The organism is Streptococcus mitis (assembly GCF_002096735.1).
GTDB classification, from domain to species: Bacteria; Bacillota; Bacilli; order Lactobacillales; family Streptococcaceae; genus Streptococcus; species Streptococcus mitis_CZ.
Genome location: NZ_NCVC01000014.1, coordinates 152,735 through 170,263 on the forward strand (window position 1 = coordinate 152,735; position 17,529 = coordinate 170,263).

The following is a 17,529-nucleotide window of genomic DNA, read 5'->3' on the forward strand; positions in this document are numbered from 1 at the left end:
AGAACCAGCTGAAACAACAGATATCCAAGGTAAAGAACAAACTGGTAAACCAACATTCACTCCAGGTAATCCAAATGTTCCAATGGATGATGAAGTACCAGCAACATTCGAAGATGGTTCAAAAGAAAAAGTTATTCCAGGCGAAGGAACATACACAGTTGCACCAGATGGCACAGTAACCTTCACACCAGAAAAAGGATTCACAGGTAAAGGAACAGGCGTAACCGTTAAACGTGTAGATAAGAATGGTACACCAGTCACAGCTAAATACACCCCAACAGTAACACCAGTAACACCAACAGCGGAACCAGCTGAAACAACAGATATCCAAGGTAAAGAACAAACTGGTAAACCAACATTCACTCCAGGTAATCCAAATGTTCCAATGGATGATGATACTCCAGCAACCTTCGAAGATGGATCAAAAGAAAAAGTTATTCCAGGCGAAGGAACATACACAGTTGCACCAGATGGCACAGTAACCTTCACCCCAGAAAAAGGATTCACAGGCAAAGGAACAGGCGTAACTGTTAAACGTGTAGATAAGAATGGCACACCAGTGACAGCTAAATACACTCCAACAGTAGCACCAGTAACACCAACAGGAATAGACGCTGTAACAGAAGATGTTCAAGGTTCAACTCAAACAGGTAAACCAACATTTGAAGGTGGAAAAGTAACAGTCAATGGTGAAGAAAAAACTGTAGAAATCGATGAAGATAAACCAGCTAAATTGGTAGATCCAAAAACAGGTGATCCAGTTGATTCAGTAACTATCGAAGGCGAAGGAACATATACAGTGTCTCCTGACGGAACAGTTACCTTTACACCAGAGAAGAACTTCACAGGTAAGGGAACAGGTGTAACAGTTCAACGCGAAGATAAGAACGGCACACCAGTTAAAGCTACTTACACACCAGTTGTAAAACCAGCAACACCAACAAGTTCAGATGTTATCACTACAAATGTTCAAGGTGCTACTCAATCAGGAACACCAACATTTGAAGGTGGCAAAGTAACAGTCAACGGTGAAGAAAAAACTGTAGAAATCGATGAAACTGTTAAACCAACATTTGATGATGGTACAACTGAGAAGAAAGTACCAGGTGAAGGAACATACACAATCGATGAGAACGGAACAGTAACCTTTACACCAGAGAAGAACTTCACTGGTCAAGCAACAGGTGTAACAGTGAAACGTGTAGATAAGAATGGTACACCAATCACAGCTAAGTACACTCCAGTAGTTGTTCCAGTATCACCAACTTCAAAAGATACTGAATCAGAAGGTCCTAAAGGACAAACTCAATCAGGAACACCAACATTTGAAGGTGGAAAAGTTACAATCAACGGTAAGGAAGTTCCAGTTGAAATCGATGAAACAGTTAAACCAACATTTGACGATGGCACAACTGAGAAGAAAGTACCAGGTGAAGGAACATACACTATCGATGAAAACGGTAAAGTAACCTTCACACCAGAACCTGACTTCGTAGGAAAAGCTAAAGGTGTAACAGTTAAACGTGTAGATAAGAATGGTACACCAGTAACAGCTACTTACACTCCAACAGTTCGTCCTGATACTTCATTCGTTGATAAAGATGGTAACCCACTTTCACCAACAGAAGATGGAACTAAACCAACTAAAGACATCCCAGGATACAAGATTGTTAAAACTGAGATCGACGAAAAAGGAAATACAAAACACATCTATGAGAAAGTGACAACGACTTATAAAGATAAAGATGGCAATGTAATTCCAAACTATCCAACAGAAGACGGCGAACAACCTAAGAAAGATATCCCAGGTTACCGCTTCGTAGAAACTAAGAAACTTCCAAATGGAGATACAGAGCACGTCTACGAAAAAGTTAAGACATCATTCAAGGATAAAGACGGAAACGAGATTCCAGGTAATCCAAGTGAAGATGGCGACCAACCTAAGAAAGATATTCCAGGTTACCGCTTCGTAGAGACTAAGAAACTTCCAAATGGCGATGTAGAACACGTCTACGAAAAAGTTAAGACATCATTCAAGGATAAAGAAGGAAACGAGATTCCAGGTAATCCAAGTGAAGATGGCGACCAACCTAAGAAAGATATTCCAGGTTACCGCTTCGTAGAAACTAAGAAACTTCCAAATGGCGATGTAGAACACGTCTACGAAAAAGTTAAGACATCATTCAAGGATAAAGACGGAAACGAGATTCCAGGTAATCCAAGTGAAGATGGCGACCAACCTAAGAAAGATATTCCAGGATACCGCTTCGTAGAAACTAAGAAACTTCCAAATGGAGATACAGAGCACGTCTACGAAAAAGTTAAGACATCATTCAAGGATAAAGACGGAAATGAAATTCCAAACTATCCAACAGAAGATGGCGACCAACCTAAGAAAGATATCCCAGGATACCGCTTCGTAGAAACTAAGAAACTTCCAAATGGCGATATCGAACATGTCTACGAAAAAGTAACACAACCAGCTCCAACACCTTCACCTGTTCCTCAACCAAATCCAGGTAAACAAAATACAACTATTTGGACTGATGAGAATGGAAATCCATTGAAACCAACTGAGCCAGGTTCTAAAGAACCAGGAACAATTCCAGGTTACGAATATGTGAAGACTGTAACGGATCCAGCTGGAACTATCAAGCATATCTTCAGAAAAGTTGAAATGCCAACTCCAGTTGATCCAAGTCAACCAGTACAACCAGTTGAGCCAGCTACTCCAGCAATGCCTGAACAGCCAGCTAAACCTCAAGTACCGGCTACTCCAGCACAACCAGCACAACCAACAGCAGTCAAAGAAGCTGAAGGTAAGCGTGAATTGCCAAATACTGGTACAGAAGACCATGCTAACCTTGCAGCACTTGGACTTCTCGGAGTATTGAGTGGATTTGGTCTTGTAGCTCGCAAGAAGAAAGAAGACTAAGCTTTCTGATTGATATGATTTGTTTGTAATGAACATATCATCCCTAAAGCTGATGAATCATTCGATTCATCAGCTTTTTGCTGTTGTTACCAGAGTTACAAAGTGGAAATAGAAATCAGGCTCTTATACTCTTCGAGAATCTCTTCAAACCACGTCAGCTTCGCCTTGTCGTAAGTATGGTTACTGACTTCGTCAGTTCTATCCACAACCTCAAAACACTGTTTTGAGCAACCTACGGTTAACTTCCTAGTTTGCTCTTTGATTTTCATTGAGTATCAGTTGGGAAATATTGGTTATACTTTCTTCTTTTTGAGAAAATATGGTATAATAGAGAGTAAAAACTTTGAAAGAAAGAAAAAGATGAATTTAAAAGATTACATTGCAACAATTGAAAATTATCCGAAGGAAGGTATTACTTTCCGTGATATTAGTCCTTTGATGGCTGATGGAAATGCTTATAGCTATGCTGTCCGTGAAATCGTTCAGTATGCTACTGATAAGAAAATCGACATGATTGTAGGTCCTGAGGCTCGTGGTTTTATCGTAGGCTGTCCAGTTGCCTTTGAGTTGGGAATTGGTTTTGCACCTGTTCGTAAACCAGGTAAATTGCCACGCGAAGTCATTTCTGCTGACTATGAAAAAGAGTACGGTGTTGATACCTTGACTATGCATGCTGACGCTATCAAGCCAGGTCAACGAGTTCTTATCGTGGATGACCTCTTGGCAACAGGTGGAACTGTTAAGGCAACTATCGAGATGATTGAAAAACTTGGTGGTGTTGTAGCAGGTTGTGCTTTCCTTGTTGAATTGGATGAATTGAACGGCCGTGAAAAAATCGGTGACTACGATTACAAAGTTCTTATGCATTATTAATGAAAAACAGTCCCTAGGGCTGTTTTCTCTACATTAGGATATAAAAATAGACTATAGCTAGTTAGAGAAAAAGTATAATTGAAAACTATATCTTCTTGCAGTATAATAAAAGGACTAAGTGTTTGAGATTTGACTTCAAACACATTCAATTATTTCTAAAAGAGTACAGTTAGGAGAAGGTTATGCCGATTCGAATTGATAAAAAATTGCCAGCTGTTGAGATTTTACGGACAGAGAATATCTTTGTCATGGATGATCAACGTGCGGCCCACCAAGATATCCGTCCCTTGAAAATTTTGATTTTAAACCTAATGCCCAAAAAAGTGGTCACAGAGACCCAGTTGTTACGGCATTTAGCAAATACTCCTTTGCAATTGGACATAGACTTTCTCTATATGGAGAGCCACCGTTCCAAGACGACTCGTGCAGAGCATATGGAGACTTTTTATAAAACTTTTCCTGAAGTCAAGGACGAGTATTTTGATGGGATGATTATCACAGGGGCTCCGATTGAGCATTTACCATTTGAGGAAGTGGACTATTGGGAGGAATTCAGTCAGGTGCTTGAGTGGTCCAAGACCCATGTCTATTCGACCCTTCATATCTGCTGGGGTGCTCAAGCTGGGCTTTATCTGCGCTATGGTGTAGAAAAATACCAGATGGACAGTAAGCTATCAGGTATTTATCCTCAGGACACCCTAAAAGAGGGTCACCTTCTCTTTAGAGGTTTTGACGATAGCTATGTATCCCCTCATTCACGGCACACGGAGATTTCTAAGGAAGAAGTCTTAAACAAAACCAATCTCGAGATTTTATCAGAAGGACCTCAGGTTGGGGTTTCGATTTTGGCCAGTCGTGATTTACGTGAAATTTATAGTTTTGGGCATTTGGAATATGATCGTGATACCTTGGCAAATGAATATTTCCGAGATCGTGATGCAGGTCTAGATCCACATATTCCAGAAAATTACTTTAAGGATGATGATGTCAACCAGACACCTTGTCTATGTTGGTCTTCATCAGCAGCCCTCTTTTTCAGTAACTGGGTGAACTATGCCGTTTATCAGGAAACACCTTTTGACTGGAGAAAAATAGAAGATGATGCATCTGCATTTGGGTATTTATAAGAGGAATTATGACATATTTAGACGCTTTTAAATCAGGGAACTTGGTTTTACCGAGTGCCCTGCTCTTGCATTTTAAGGAACTCTTTCCTTCTAGCGACGATTTTCTGGTCTGGCAATTTTTCTATTTGCAAAATACGACAGGTTTGGAAGAAATGTCGCCAAGCCAGATTGCTGAAAGGATTGGCAAGGAAATTTCGGATGTCAATCAGGCTATTTCCAATCTGACGGAGAGGGGACTACTTCAGTATCGAACGATAGAATTGAATGGTGAAATCGAATTGCTTTTTGATGCTAGTTTGGCTTTGGAACGTTTGGATAATTTGCTTGGAGCAGCTCATTCAAGTTCAGACCAGTTGACACCTCAAAACCAGCTCAAAGATTTGGTGGAAACTTTCCAGCAGGAATTAGGGCGCTTGTTGACTCCTTTTGAGATTGAGGATTTGACCAAGACACTAAAGGAAGATGGGACCAGTGCTGACTTGATTAAGGAAGCTCTTCGTGAAGCTGTTTTGAATGGAAAATCAAACTGGAAGTACATTCAGGCGATTTTGAGAAATTGGCGCCATGAAGGTATCAAAAGTGTGGCTCAAATAGAGGCCAAACGGGTAGAGAGAGAAGCAAGCAATCCTCAGTTGACACAGGTATCGGCAGATTTCAGAAATGCCATGGATCTTTGGAAGGATTAATCCATGCAAGCAGGCTTGAAATCCGAGTAAGATTTGCAAGCTGTGTTTAATTGTGATAAAATAAATAGAAAATAAATTGAAAAAAGAGGTATGTGAAATGTCACGTAAACCATTTATCGCTGGTAACTGGAAAATGAACAAAAATCCAGAAGAAGCTAAAGCATTTGTTGAAGCAGTAGCATCAAAACTCCCTTCATCAGATCTTGTTGAAGCAGGTATCGCAGCTCCAGCTCTTGATTTGACAACTGTTCTTGCTGCTGCAAAAGGTTCAAACCTTAAGGTTGCTGCTCAAAACTGCTACTTTGAAAATGCAGGTGCCTTCACTGGTGAAACAAGCCCACAAGTTTTGAAAGAAATCGGTACTGACTATGTTGTTATCGGTCACTCAGAACGCCGTGACTACTTCCATGAAACTGACGAAGATATCAACAAAAAAGCAAAAGCAATCTTTGCAAACGGTATGCTTCCAATCATCTGTTGTGGTGAGTCACTTGAAACTTACGAAGCTGGTAAAGCTGCTGAATTTGTAGGTGCTCAAGTATCTGCTGCATTGGCTGGATTGACTGCTGAACAAGTTGCTGCATCAGTTATCGCTTACGAGCCAATCTGGGCTATCGGTACTGGTAAATCAGCTTCACAAGACGACGCACAAAAAATGTGTAAAGTTGTTCGTGACGTTGTAGCTACTGACTTTGGTCAAGAAGTTGCGGACAAAGTTCGTGTTCAATACGGTGGTTCTGTTAAACCTGAAAACGTTGCTTCATACATGGCTTGCCCAGACGTTGACGGTGCCCTTGTAGGTGGTGCGTCACTTGAAGCAGAAAGCTTCTTGGCTTTGCTTGACTTTGTAAAATAATCAGTAGCAAAAGCTAGGTGGAACAGCATTCAGATGTCTGTTCCATTTTTTATAGGAGAGGAAAGATTGAAAACAAAGATTGGAAAAATTGGATTAGCAAGTGCCTTTTTTCTTGGATTGATAGTTAATCAGGTGGCTGCAAATGAAGCTGAAGCGAAAGCATCTTCGGAAGAAAGCAGTGTTCAAGCTTCTTCTAGTAAGGTAGAAGAAAAGAAATCAGAAACGACCACAAGTCAAAAAGAAGAAGAGAAAAAGGTTGAGACTTCTTCTAGTCAGCGTCCAGAGAAAAAGGAAGAAGTAAAAGAGACGCGAGCTAGTAGTCAGAAAGAAGAAAGTAAGCCAAATTCAACATCAGCACATTGGGAAGGTGACTTCTATGTAAAAGCAGATGGTTCAAAAGCTAAGAGTGAGTGGATCTTCGATACTAGCTACAAGGCTTGGTTCTATATAAAAGCAGATGGTCGTTATGCTCAAAAAGAATGGTATGGAAACTACTACCTCAAAGCGGGTGGTTACATGGCTAAAAATGAATGGGTTTACGATAACAATTATAAGAGTTGGTTCTACCTCAAGGCAGACGGTTCTTATGCAGAGCAAGAATGGCAGAAAATCAATGGCAAATGGTACTATTTCAAGAAGTGGGGTTATATGGCTAAAAGTCAGTGGCAAGGAAATTATTTCTTGAATGGTCAAGGTGCCATGATGCAAAACGAATGGCTTTATGATAATCATTATAAGAGTTGGTTCTATCTTAAGGCAGATGGTTCTTATGCTAATGAACAGTGGCAAAAGATTGATGGAAAGTGGTATTATTTCAAGAAGTGGGGATACATGGCTCAAGATGAGTGGCATGGAAACTACTATCTTACTGAAAGTGGTGTCATGGCAACAGGTGAGTTAATCATGGACGATACTCGTTATACTTTTGCTGATTCAGGGGAACTGAAAGAAAAGAAAGCCTTGAATGTTGGTTGGGTTTATCGAAATGGACACCGTTATTTCTTTAACCATCGTGAAGAACAGGTCGGAACTGACCGTGCTAAGAAGGTTATTGATGTCAGTGAGCATAATGGCCGCATTAGTGATTGGAAAAAGGTTATCCAGGAAAATGGGGTTGATGGCGTTATTGTTCGCTTGGGATATAGCGGTGTAGAAGATAAGGAATTGGCTTATAATATTCAAGAATTTAATCGACTAGGCATTCCTTATGGTGTTTATCTTTATACCTATGCAGAAAATGAAACAGATGCTGAGAATGATGCCAAGCAGACTATTGAACTCTTGAAGAAATACAAGATGAACTTATCTTATCCAATCTACTATGATGTTGAAAACTGGGAGTATGAAAATAAATCTAAGAAAGCTCCAGCAGATACAGACACTTGGGTTAAAATCATTAATAAGTATATGGAAACCATGAAGCATGCTGGTTACCAAAACGTGAAAGTTTATAGCTATCGTAAACTTTTGCAAACTCGTTTGAATCATCCAAATATTTTACAACATGTAAACTGGGTTGCAGCTTATACGGATGCGCTTGATTGGAACAATCCTCATTATTCAGGAGAAAAAGGATGGCAATATACTTCATCTGACTCTCTTAAAGGGATTCGAGGACAGGTTGATGTCAGTGTCTGGTATTAAGATGTAAAACTGAGAAAAGAGCCTACAAATTGTATGCTCTTTTCTTTATTTTATCTCTGTTAAGAGAGTTTGAAAGTGACTGGGTTTCATTCTAAAAAATTCTTAAATTATCAGTCTATTGCAACTTTTCTCATGTGAGTCATTTGGCTTGCTATTGGTTTTCCTTAGTAGTATACTAAGGTAGTAACCAGTAAGAAGTGGTTACAAATAATAATGAATGAGGTAAAATAAAATGGTAGAATTGAAAAAAGAAGCAGTAAAAGACGTAACATCATTGACAAAAGCAGCGCCAGTAGCATTGGCAAAAACAAAGGAAGTATTGAACCAAGCTGTTGCTGATTTGTACGTAGCTCACGTTGCTTTGCACCAAGTACACTGGTATATGCGCGGTCGTGGTTTTCTTGTGTGGCATCCAAAAATGGATGAATACATGGACAGCCTTGATGGCTATCTTGACGAAATCAGCGAACGTTTGATTACACTTGGTGGCAGCCCATTCTCTACTTTGACAGAATTCCTTCAACATAGTGAAATCGAAGAAGAAGCTGGTGAATACCGTAATGTTGAAGAAAGCTTGGAACGTGTCCTAGATGTTTATCGTTATCTCATCACTCTGTTCCAAAAAGCTTTGGATGTTACTGATGAAGAAGGTGATGATGTGACAAACGATATCTTTGTTGGTGCTAAAGCTGAACTTGAGAAAACGGTTTGGATGCTTGCGGCAGAACTTGGACAAGCACCTGGTTTGTAAGAAATAGAATAATCATATAAAAATCTGTAGGATGCCTCTTACGGATTTTTTTCTATTCTGTAAGCTATTCCAAACCAGTCTTTTTTTGAGTTTTTTGATAAAATAGTACTATCAGTGAAAAGGATGGAAGCATGACTAAGAAAATTGTAGCTATTTGGGCCCAGGATGAAGAGGGTGTGATTGGTAAGGACAATCGTCTGCCTTGGCATTTGCCAGCAGAACTGCAACACTTCAAAGAAACAACTCTGAATCATGCTATCTTGATGGGGCGCGTGACCTTTGATGGGATGGGACGTCGACTGCTTCCAAAACGGGAAACTCTGATTTTGACGCGTAATTCTGAAGAAAAGATAGACGGGGTTACTACTTTTCAGGATGTCCAGTCTGTCTTGGACTGGTATCAGGCTCAAGAAAAGAATCTTTATATTATCGGTGGGAAGCAAATTTTTCAGGCTTTTGAACCCTATTTGGATGAAGTCATTGTGACTCAAATTCATGCTCGGGTGGAGGGAGATACCTATTTCCCTGAGGAGTTTGACTTGTCTCTTTTTGAGACGGTTTCAAGCAAATCTTATACCAAAGATGACAAAAATCCTTATGATTTTACCATCCAATACCGCAAGAGAAAGGAAGTCTAATGGAACGTAGTATATTTGGTTTTTTCACAGCCATGCTGTGTTTGGTCTGCTTGCTTGCAGGAGCACAGGCTTTTCGTAAAAAGCGCTATGGACTTTCTGTCCTGCTCTGGTTAAATGCCTTTACCAATTTGGTCAATAGTGTCCATGCTTTTTACATGACCTTATTTTAGATAGAATGACAGTATAGAATAGAACGGAAGGAAATCATGCCTACAAATAGGAATAATGATATGATGGTTTATTGCTCATTTTGTGGCAAAAGCCAAGAAGAAGTACAAAAAATAATCGCTGGGAACAACGCCTTTATCTGTAATGAATGTGTGGAGTTGGCCCAGGAAATCATTCGGGAGGAGTTGGCTGAGGAAGTCTTGGCAGACTTGTCTGAGGTACCAAAACCAATTGAACTCCTCCATATCTTGAACCACTATGTAATCGGTCAAGATCGTGCCAAGCGTGCCTTGGCAGTTGCAGTTTACAACCACTACAAACGCATCAATTTCCACGATACGCGTGAAGAGTCAGAAGATGTGGATTTGCAGAAGTCAAACATCTTGATGATTGGTCCAACTGGTTCAGGGAAAACTTTCCTTGCTCAGACCTTGGCTAAGAGCTTAAATGTGCCTTTTGCTATTGCGGATGCGACAGCTCTTACTGAGGCTGGTTATGTAGGTGAGGACGTGGAAAACATCCTCCTCAAACTATTGCAGGCTGCTGACTTTAACATTGAGCGCGCAGAGCGTGGCATTATCTACGTGGATGAAATTGACAAGATTGCTAAGAAGAGCGAGAACGTCTCGATCACACGTGACGTTTCTGGTGAAGGGGTGCAACAAGCCCTTCTCAAGATTATCGAGGGAACCGTTGCTAGTGTTCCGCCTCAAGGTGGACGAAAACATCCGCAACAAGAGATGATTCAAGTAGATACCAAAAACATCCTCTTCATCGTGGGTGGTGCCTTTGATGGTATTGAAGAAATTGTCAAACAACGTCTGGGTGAAAAAGTCATCGGATTTGGTCAAAATAATAAAGCGATTGATGAAAATAGCTCTTACATGCAAGAAATCATTGCAGAAGATATTCAAAAATTTGGTATTATCCCTGAGTTGATTGGACGTTTGCCTGTCTTTGCTGCTCTTGAACAATTAACAGTAGATGATTTGGTTCGTATCTTGAAAGAACCAAGAAATGCCTTGGTGAAACAGTATCAAACCTTGCTTTCTTACGATGATGTCGAGTTGGAATTTGACGACGAAGCTCTTCAAGAGATTGCCAATAAGGCTATCGAACGCAAAACGGGTGCGCGTGGTCTTCGCTCGATTATCGAAGAAACCATGCTAGATGTCATGTTTGAAGTACCGAGTCAGGAAAATGTGAAATTGGTCCGTATCACAAAAGAAGCTGTCGATGGAACAGATAAACCAATCCTAGAAACAGCCTAGAGGTGACTATGGAACTTAATACACACAATGCTGAAATCTTGCTCAGTGCGGCTAATAAATCCCACTACCCACAGGATGAACTTCCAGAGATTGCTCTAGCAGGACGTTCAAATGTTGGTAAATCTAGCTTTATCAACACAATGCTGAACCGCAAGAATCTAGCCCGAACATCAGGTAAACCTGGTAAAACCCAGCTTCTTAATTTCTTTAACATTGACGACAAGATGCGCTTTGTGGATGTTCCTGGTTATGGCTATGCCCGTGTTTCTAAAAAGGAACGTGAAAAGTGGGGGCGAATGATAGAGGAGTACTTAACGACTCGGGAAAATCTCCGTGCAGTGGTCAGTCTAGTTGACCTTCGTCATGATCCGTCAGCAGATGATGTGCAGATGTACGAATTTCTCAAGTATTATGAGATTCCAGTCATCATTGTGGCAACCAAGGCGGACAAGATTCCTCGTGGTAAATGGAACAAGCATGAATCAGCAATCAAAAAGAAATTAAACTTTGACCCAAGTGACGACTTTATCCTCTTTTCATCTGTCAACAAGGCAGGGATGGATGAGGCTTGGGATGCAATCTTAGAAAAATTGTGAGGAAAAGAAAATGGCAAAAACAATTCATACAGATAAGGCCCCAAAGGCTATCGGACCATATGTTCAAGGAAAAATCGTTGGCAACCTTTTGTTTGCTAGCGGTCAAGTGCCCCTATCTCCTGAAACTGGGGAAATCGTTGGAGAAACGATCCAAGAACAGACAGAACAAGTCTTGAAAAACATCGGTGCTATTTTGGCTGAAGCAGGAACAGATTTTGACCATGTTGTCAAAACAACTTGCTTCTTGAGCGATATGAACGACTTTGTTCCTTTTAACGAGGTTTACCAAACGGCCTTTAAAGAGGAATTCCCAGCTCGTTCAGCTGTGGAGGTAGCTCGTCTTCCTCGTGATGTAAAAGTCGAAATTGAAGTTATCGCAGAGATTGGATAAGCTAGTTGAAGTTTGGTTCTGCCAAACTTCTTTTGATATAAGGAGAAAAAGATGACAAAGAAACAACTTCACTTGGTGATTGTGACAGGGATGAGTGGCGCAGGGAAAACAGTTGCTATTCAGTCCTTCGAAGATTTGGGTTATTTTACTATTGACAATATGCCGCCAGCTCTCTTGCCTAAGTTTTTGCAGTTGGTGGAAACAAAGGAAGACGACCATAAGTTGGCCTTGGTAGTGGATATGCGTAGCCGTTCTTTCTTTTCAGAAATTCAAGCTGTCTTGGATGAGTTGGAAAATCAAGATGATTTGGATTTCAAAATTCTCTTTTTGGATGCAGCTGATAAGGAATTGGTTGCTCGTTACAAGGAAACCAGACGGAGTCACCCACTAGCAGCAGACGGTCGTATTTTAGATGGAATCAAGTTGGAACGTGAACTCTTGGCACCTTTGAAAAATATGAGTCAAAATGTTGTGGATACGACAGAACTTACTCCACGTGAGCTGCGCAAAACCATTGCAGAGCAGTTTTCAGATCAAGAGCAAGCCCAGTCTTTCCGTATCGAAGTCATGTCTTTTGGTTTTAAATATGGAATCCCAATTGATGCGGACCTAGTCTTTGATGTCCGTTTCTTGCCAAATCCCTATTACCTTCTAGAACTGAGAAACCAAACGGGTGTGGATGAACCTGTTTATGATTATGTCATGAACCATCCTGAGTCAAAAGACTTCTATCAACATTTGTTGGCCTTGATTGAGCCAATTTTGCCAAGTTACAAAAAGGAAGGGAAGTCCGTTTTGACCATTGCCATGGGTTGTACGGGTGGGCAACACCGTAGTGTGGCCTTTGCTAAACGCTTGGCGCAGGACTTATCCAAGAATTGGCCTGTCAATGAAGGGCATCGAGACAAAGACCGAAGAAAGGAAACGGTAAACCGTTCATGAGAAAACCAAAGATAACGGTGATTGGTGGAGGGACTGGAATCCCCGTCATTTTAAAAAGTCTGCGTGAAAAAGATGTGGAAATCGCTGCTATCGTAACGGTGGCAGATGATGGCGGTTCTTCAGGTGAACTCCGAAAAAATATGCAGCAGTTGACACCGCCAGGTGACCTCCGTAATGTTCTCGTGGCCATGTCGGATATGCCTAAGTTTTATGAGAAGGTCTTTCAGTACCGCTTTTCTGAAGATGCGGGAGCCTTTGCTGGCCATCCATTGGGAAATCTCATTATCGCTGGCCTGTCAGAAATGCAGGGTTCGACCTATAATGCCATGCAGTTACTGAGCAAATTTTTCCATACAACAGGGAAAATTTATCCTTCCAGTGATCATCCTTTGACCCTGCATGCAGTCTTTCAGGATGGGACAGAAGTGGCTGGAGAGAGCCATATTGCAGACCATCCAGGCATGATTGACCATGTTTATGTAACCAATACCCTCAACGATGATACTCCTCTGGCCAGTCGTCGAGTAGTGCAGACTATTCTTGAAAGTGACATGATTGTCCTCGGACCTGGTTCCCTCTTTACCTCTATTTTGCCCAATATCGTGATTAAGGAAATCGGGCAAGCGCTTTTGGAAACCAAGGCAGAAATCGCCTATGTCTGCAATATCATGACCCAACGTGGGGAGACAGAACACTTTACAGATAGTGATCACGTGGAAGTCTTGCATCGTCACCTTGGCCGACCTTTTATCGACACTGTCTTGGTGAATATCGAAAAAGTGCCTCAGGAATACATGAATTCCAACCGGTTTGATGAATATTTGGTGCAGGTGGAACATGATTTTGCTGGTCTTTGTAAGCAAGTTCCGCGTGTGATTTCATCCAACTTTCTTCGTCTGGAAAATGGGGGTGCCTTCCACGATGGGGATTTGATAGTGGACGAATTGATGCGCATTATACAGGTGAGAAAATGAGTTTCACAGTAGCAGTAAAAGAAGAAATCCTAGGTCAGCACCATCTAAGCCGGCATGAATTATCTGCCATTATCAAGATGTCTGGTAGCATCGGTCTCTCGACCTCGGGCCTAACCTTGTCTGTCGTGACAGAAAATGCCAAACTGGCTCGTCACCTCTATGAGTCCTTTCTCCATTTTTATGAAATCAAATCAGAAATTCGCCATCACCAACGGAGCAATCTTCGCAAGAATCGGGTCTATACCGTTTTTACAGATGAAAAAGTGCAGAACTTGTTAAGTGATTTGCACTTAGCAGACTCTTTCTTTGGTCTGGAAACAGGTATTGACGAGGAGATTTTATCAGACGAGGAAGCAGGTCGTGCTTATCTTTGTGGCGCTTTCTTGGCAAATGGAAGCATTCGTGACCCTGAGTCAGGTAAGTACCAGCTGGAAATCAGTTCTGTTTATCTAGACCACGCGCAAGGGATTGCCTCTCTTCTCCAGCAATTTTTACTGGATGCCAAGGTGCTTGAGCGCAAGAAGGGAGCTGTGACCTATCTCCAGCGTGCCGAAGATATTATGGACTTCTTGATAGTCATCGGAGCTATGCAGGCGCGTGATGATTTTGAGCGGGTTAAGATTTTGCGAGAAACCCGTAACGACCTCAATCGGGCCAATAATGCCGAGACGGCGAATATCGCTCGGACAGTCTCTGCCAGCATGAAGACTATCAACAATATCAGCAAAATCAAATATATCATGGGCTTAGAAAACCTGCCAGTGGATTTGCAGGAAGTGGCGCAGCTGCGGATTCAGCACCCAGACTACTCTATCCAGCAGTTAGCAGATAGCCTCAGCAATCCCCTTACAAAAAGTGGTGTCAACCACAGACTTAGAAAAATAAACAAGATTGCTGATGAACTATAAAACCACGAATCGTAGGACTCGTGGTTCTTTTTTATAAACTAGTTGAGTGTTTTGGTTGTACTTTTTGCTCAGGGTCGATGTAGTTGATAGCATTGTTGACAGCAGTTGGAGCTTCTCCGAGACCTGTCGCAATCAGGTCAATTTTTCCTTCATAGTAGCAGCAGTCACCGATAGCATAGATACCTGCTTTGCTAGATTCTTGCTTGCTATTGACGATAATCTTGTGACGGTTGAGGTCCAGACCCCAGTTTTTAAGGTTACCAACAGAAGATTTGAAACCATAGTTGACAAAGAGGTGGTCTATGTCAATAGTTTCTGTTTCATCAGATTTAACTTTTGTGATTTCCAATTTGTCAAGCGTTTTTCCATCTCCAAGGAGTTGGCTAGGAACGAATGGTGTCTTGATGGATACAGATGATTCTTGTAAGGCTTGAACACTGTGCTCCAAGGCGCGGAAATTATCTCTGCGGTGAACAAGGGTAGTTGGTGCAATTTTTTCAAAAGCCAAAGCCCAATCCACAGCCGAGTCTCCTCCACCAAGAATCGTCACTTTCTTACCAGCGTATTGCTGGATGTTGGAAACGTGGTAGTGGATATTTTCATAGCCTTCAACGCCTTCTAGTCCTAGAGGACGTGGTTTAAAGGCACCGCCACCCATAGCGATGATAACTGTTTTAGTCAGGTGACTTCCTTTAGAAGTTGTGATGACAAATCCTTCTTCTTGTTTTTCAATCTCAAGAACCGTTTCATTGAGATGAATAGGGGTATCAAATTCATTTAATTGCTCGATTAGACGGTTAGTCAACTCTTCTCCAGTCAGATTTGGGAAACCTGGGACGTCGAGTATTTCCTTTTCAGGATAGAGAATAGCAGGTTGGCCACCTAGTTGGGGAAGGGAGTCGATGATTTGGACCTTGGCTTGGCGTAGGTGGGCATAGAAGGCTGCAAAAAGCCCGACAGGACCACCACCTACAATGGTAATATCATAGAGTTGAGACATGGTTTCTCCTTTGTTTTTTCTAGTCAATTTATTTTATCATATTTTTCCTTAATTTAAAATGAAGTAGGATAGGGAAAAAAATGCCAGAAAAATGGTATAATAGAAAGGAATGTGTTTGGACAGAGAGGAGACAGCAGATGAACTTTCAACAATTATCCAACCTGCAATATTGGACTAGCTTGTTTTCTAGTCCTTGGAGTATTGCCATCAATGTGTTTGATATTTTGATTGTGGCCTATATTTTATATCGTTTTACAAAAGCGATAGCTGGCACCAAGATTATGATTTTGGTGCGTGGGGTCGTGATCTTTGTATTAACCCAGGTTGTGGCCAATATCCTTGGTTTAACAACGATTTCTTGGTTGATTAATCAGATTATCACCTATGGGGTTATTGCTGCGGTTGTTATCTTCTCTCCAGAGATTCGGACTGGTTTGGAACGCTTGGGAAGGGCGACAGATTTCTTTTCTACTGCTCAAATTAGTGCAGAGGAGCAAATGATTCGTGCCTTTGTCAAGTCGGTTGAATATATGAGTCCCCGTAAGATTGGTGCTCTGGTTGCCATTCAACGAGTTCGGACCTTACAAGAATACATCGCGACAGGAATTCCCTTGGATGCCAAAATTTCGGCAGAACTCCTCATCAATATTTTTATTCCCAACACTCCTCTACACGATGGTGCTGTGATTATCAGAGAAAATCGAATAGCAGTAACCTCTGCCTATCTGCCCTTGACAGAAAGCACAGGGATTTCCAAGGAATTTGGGACCAGACACCGGGCGGCTATCGGTTTATCAGAAGTGTCCGATGCCTTGACCTTTATCGTCTCAGAGGAAACAGGTGGTATTTCTATTACCTACAATGGGGTTTTCAAGCATGATTTGACGATTGAAGAATTTGAAGCAGAGCTACGTGCAATTCTTGTGCCAGCTGTTGAGGAAAAAGTCAGTTTTAAGGACCGTTTGCTAGGAGGTTGGAAATATGAGAAAAAATAGTCTATATATCATTTCATCTCTCTTTTTTGCTTGTGTCTTATTTATCTATGCAACGTCAACCAACTTTCAAAATAGCAATACCGCAAGGCAGGTCAAATCAGAAACCTATACCAATACGATAACGAACGTTCCTATCGATATTCACTATGATGCTGACCAGTATTTCATTAGCGGATTTGCATCAGAGGTTTCAGTTGTGCTGACAGGTGCCAATCGTGTGACCTTGGCCAGCGAAATGCAGGAGAGCACTCGTAAGTTTAAGGTAACTGCTGATTTGACGGATGCCAGTGTTGGAACGATTGAAGTTCCCTTGAATATTGAAAATCTTCCAAGCGGATTGACTGCTGTGGCAACGCCTCAAAAGATTACAGTGAAAGTTGGGAAGAAGGTTAAGCGAGATGGGATGATTGTTGTGCCACAAGTTGACCAAAGCCAGATTGATTCCAAGCTACAAATTGATAGTGTAACCGTGTCAAACGAACGAGTTTCTGTCACAACTGACCAAGAAACACTAGCTAAAATTGATCGTATTATTGCGCTTTTACCAACTAGCGAACGGATTACGGGTAATTATAGTGGTTCAGTACCTTTGCAGGCAATCGATCGCAATGGTGTTGTCTTACCAGCAGTTATTACTCCGTTCGATACAACAATGAAGGTGACTACAAAACCAGTGGCACCAAGTTCAAGCACATCAAATTCAACTACAAGCAGTTCGTCGGAGACATCTTCGTCAACGAAAGCAACTAGTTCAAAAACGAATTAAAAATAGAA

Annotated in this window: 18 protein-coding genes; 17 read left to right on the top strand and 1 reads right to left on the bottom strand. The window is 41.4% G+C overall.

Features of this window, described 5'->3' with window-relative positions:
- From B7703_RS10060 to whiA, 15 genes are all read left to right on the top strand, one after another.
- Positions 1 to 2,935 (top strand): Ig-like domain-containing protein (locus B7703_RS10060; RefSeq protein ID WP_239822244.1); only part of this gene is annotated, 2,935 nt, incomplete at its 5' end.
- A gap of 360 nt (positions 2,936 to 3,295) precedes the next feature.
- A complete protein-coding gene (locus B7703_RS04155; RefSeq protein ID WP_001049318.1) occupies positions 3,296 to 3,808 on the top strand; it encodes an adenine phosphoribosyltransferase in 513 nt (170 codons plus the stop codon).
- A 182-nt stretch (positions 3,809 to 3,990) separates the two neighbouring features.
- Complete coding sequence (gene metA, locus B7703_RS04160) at positions 3,991 to 4,935, top strand: homoserine O-acetyltransferase MetA (protein ID WP_084923747.1); 945 nt, start codon at positions 3,991 to 3,993, stop codon at positions 4,933 to 4,935.
- Positions 4,936 to 4,943: 8 nt separating this feature from the next.
- A complete protein-coding gene (locus B7703_RS04165; protein ID WP_084923748.1) occupies positions 4,944 to 5,621 on the top strand; it encodes a DnaD domain-containing protein in 678 nt (225 codons plus the stop codon).
- A gap of 97 nt (positions 5,622 to 5,718) precedes the next feature.
- Positions 5,719 to 6,477, top strand: a complete 759-nt coding sequence (tpiA, locus tag B7703_RS04170; RefSeq protein WP_050257220.1) for a triose-phosphate isomerase — start codon at positions 5,719 to 5,721, stop codon at positions 6,475 to 6,477.
- Positions 6,478 to 6,510: 33 nt separating this feature from the next.
- Positions 6,511 to 8,121, top strand: a complete 1,611-nt coding sequence (gene lytC, locus B7703_RS04175) for a choline binding-anchored murein hydrolase LytC (protein ID WP_084923749.1) — start codon at positions 6,511 to 6,513, stop codon at positions 8,119 to 8,121.
- A 232-nt stretch (positions 8,122 to 8,353) separates the two neighbouring features.
- Positions 8,354 to 8,872: a Dps family protein gene (locus tag B7703_RS04180; RefSeq protein ID WP_045612105.1), complete on the top strand. Its 519-nt coding sequence runs from the start codon at positions 8,354 to 8,356 to the stop codon at positions 8,870 to 8,872.
- A 131-nt stretch (positions 8,873 to 9,003) separates the two neighbouring features.
- A complete protein-coding gene (locus tag B7703_RS04185; protein WP_084923750.1) occupies positions 9,004 to 9,510 on the top strand; it encodes a dihydrofolate reductase in 507 nt (168 codons plus the stop codon).
- Positions 9,510 to 9,680, top strand: coding sequence for a hypothetical protein (locus tag B7703_RS04190; RefSeq protein WP_000442261.1), 171 nt, complete (start codon positions 9,510 to 9,512; stop codon positions 9,678 to 9,680). The genes B7703_RS04185 and B7703_RS04190 overlap by 1 nt, the downstream gene beginning before the upstream one ends.
- A 36-nt stretch (positions 9,681 to 9,716) precedes the next feature.
- The gene (gene clpX, locus B7703_RS04195; RefSeq protein ID WP_012972566.1) at positions 9,717 to 10,949 is read left to right on the top strand and encodes an ATP-dependent Clp protease ATP-binding subunit ClpX; all 1,233 of its coding nucleotides are present in this window, start codon (positions 9,717 to 9,719) and stop codon (positions 10,947 to 10,949) included.
- Between the two features lie 8 nt (positions 10,950 to 10,957).
- Positions 10,958 to 11,545, top strand: a complete 588-nt coding sequence (gene yihA, locus B7703_RS04200; protein WP_000422604.1) for a ribosome biogenesis GTP-binding protein YihA/YsxC — start codon at positions 10,958 to 10,960, stop codon at positions 11,543 to 11,545.
- Between the two features lie 10 nt (positions 11,546 to 11,555).
- Positions 11,556 to 11,936 (top strand): RidA family protein, encoded by a 381-nt coding sequence (locus B7703_RS04205; RefSeq protein ID WP_001140420.1) that lies wholly within the window; start codon positions 11,556 to 11,558, stop codon positions 11,934 to 11,936.
- A 51-nt stretch (positions 11,937 to 11,987) separates the two neighbouring features.
- A complete protein-coding gene (gene rapZ / locus B7703_RS04210) occupies positions 11,988 to 12,878 on the top strand; it encodes an RNase adapter RapZ (protein WP_084923752.1) in 891 nt (296 codons plus the stop codon).
- Positions 12,875 to 13,852, top strand: a complete 978-nt coding sequence (locus B7703_RS04215; RefSeq protein ID WP_001231075.1) for a YvcK family protein — start codon at positions 12,875 to 12,877, stop codon at positions 13,850 to 13,852. Before rapZ ends, B7703_RS04215 begins: the two co-directional genes overlap by 4 nt.
- Positions 13,849 to 14,760, top strand: a complete 912-nt coding sequence (whiA, locus tag B7703_RS04220; RefSeq protein ID WP_084923754.1) for a DNA-binding protein WhiA — start codon at positions 13,849 to 13,851, stop codon at positions 14,758 to 14,760. Before B7703_RS04215 ends, whiA begins: the two co-directional genes overlap by 4 nt.
- 31 nt (positions 14,761 to 14,791) lie before the next feature.
- On the opposite strand, the gene B7703_RS04225 is transcribed toward whiA, so the two are convergent.
- Positions 14,792 to 15,760: an NAD(P)/FAD-dependent oxidoreductase gene (locus B7703_RS04225; RefSeq protein WP_084923755.1), complete on the bottom strand. Its 969-nt coding sequence runs from the start codon at positions 15,758 to 15,760 to the stop codon at positions 14,792 to 14,794.
- A gap of 137 nt (positions 15,761 to 15,897) precedes the next feature.
- Between B7703_RS04225 and cdaA the strand changes: the two genes are divergently transcribed.
- Both cdaA and B7703_RS04235 read left to right on the top strand, forming a co-directional pair.
- On the top strand, positions 15,898 to 16,755 hold the full coding sequence (gene cdaA / locus B7703_RS04230; RefSeq protein WP_084923757.1) for a diadenylate cyclase CdaA: 858 nt from the start codon (positions 15,898 to 15,900) through the stop codon (positions 16,753 to 16,755).
- Entirely contained in the window at positions 16,742 to 17,521 is a 780-nt protein-coding gene (locus B7703_RS04235; protein ID WP_020903051.1) for a CdaR family protein, read from the top strand. Before cdaA ends, B7703_RS04235 begins: the two co-directional genes overlap by 14 nt.
- Positions 17,522 to 17,529 lie beyond the last annotated feature (8 nt).

Coding starts and splice junctions, on each gene's coding strand:
- B7703_RS04155 (WP_001049318.1), top strand. CDS start 3,296: ATGAATTTAAAAGATTACATTGCAACAATTGAAAATTATCCGAAGGAA.
- metA (WP_084923747.1), top strand. CDS start 3,991: ATGCCGATTCGAATTGATAAAAAATTGCCAGCTGTTGAGATTTTACGG.
- B7703_RS04165 (WP_084923748.1), top strand. CDS start 4,944: ATGACATATTTAGACGCTTTTAAATCAGGGAACTTGGTTTTACCGAGT.
- tpiA (WP_050257220.1), top strand. CDS start 5,719: ATGTCACGTAAACCATTTATCGCTGGTAACTGGAAAATGAACAAAAAT.
- lytC (WP_084923749.1), top strand. CDS start 6,511: ATGTCTGTTCCATTTTTTATAGGAGAGGAAAGATTGAAAACAAAGATT.
- B7703_RS04180 (WP_045612105.1), top strand. CDS start 8,354: ATGGTAGAATTGAAAAAAGAAGCAGTAAAAGACGTAACATCATTGACA.
- B7703_RS04185 (WP_084923750.1), top strand. CDS start 9,004: ATGACTAAGAAAATTGTAGCTATTTGGGCCCAGGATGAAGAGGGTGTG.
- B7703_RS04190 (WP_000442261.1), top strand. CDS start 9,510: ATGGAACGTAGTATATTTGGTTTTTTCACAGCCATGCTGTGTTTGGTC.
- clpX (WP_012972566.1), top strand. CDS start 9,717: ATGCCTACAAATAGGAATAATGATATGATGGTTTATTGCTCATTTTGT.
- yihA (WP_000422604.1), top strand. CDS start 10,958: ATGGAACTTAATACACACAATGCTGAAATCTTGCTCAGTGCGGCTAAT.
- B7703_RS04205 (WP_001140420.1), top strand. CDS start 11,556: ATGGCAAAAACAATTCATACAGATAAGGCCCCAAAGGCTATCGGACCA.
- rapZ (WP_084923752.1), top strand. CDS start 11,988: ATGACAAAGAAACAACTTCACTTGGTGATTGTGACAGGGATGAGTGGC.
- B7703_RS04215 (WP_001231075.1), top strand. CDS start 12,875: ATGAGAAAACCAAAGATAACGGTGATTGGTGGAGGGACTGGAATCCCC.
- whiA (WP_084923754.1), top strand. CDS start 13,849: ATGAGTTTCACAGTAGCAGTAAAAGAAGAAATCCTAGGTCAGCACCAT.
- B7703_RS04225 (WP_084923755.1), bottom strand. CDS start 15,760: ATGTCTCAACTCTATGATATTACCATTGTAGGTGGTGGTCCTGTCGGG.
- cdaA (WP_084923757.1), top strand. CDS start 15,898: ATGAACTTTCAACAATTATCCAACCTGCAATATTGGACTAGCTTGTTT.
- B7703_RS04235 (WP_020903051.1), top strand. CDS start 16,742: ATGAGAAAAAATAGTCTATATATCATTTCATCTCTCTTTTTTGCTTGT.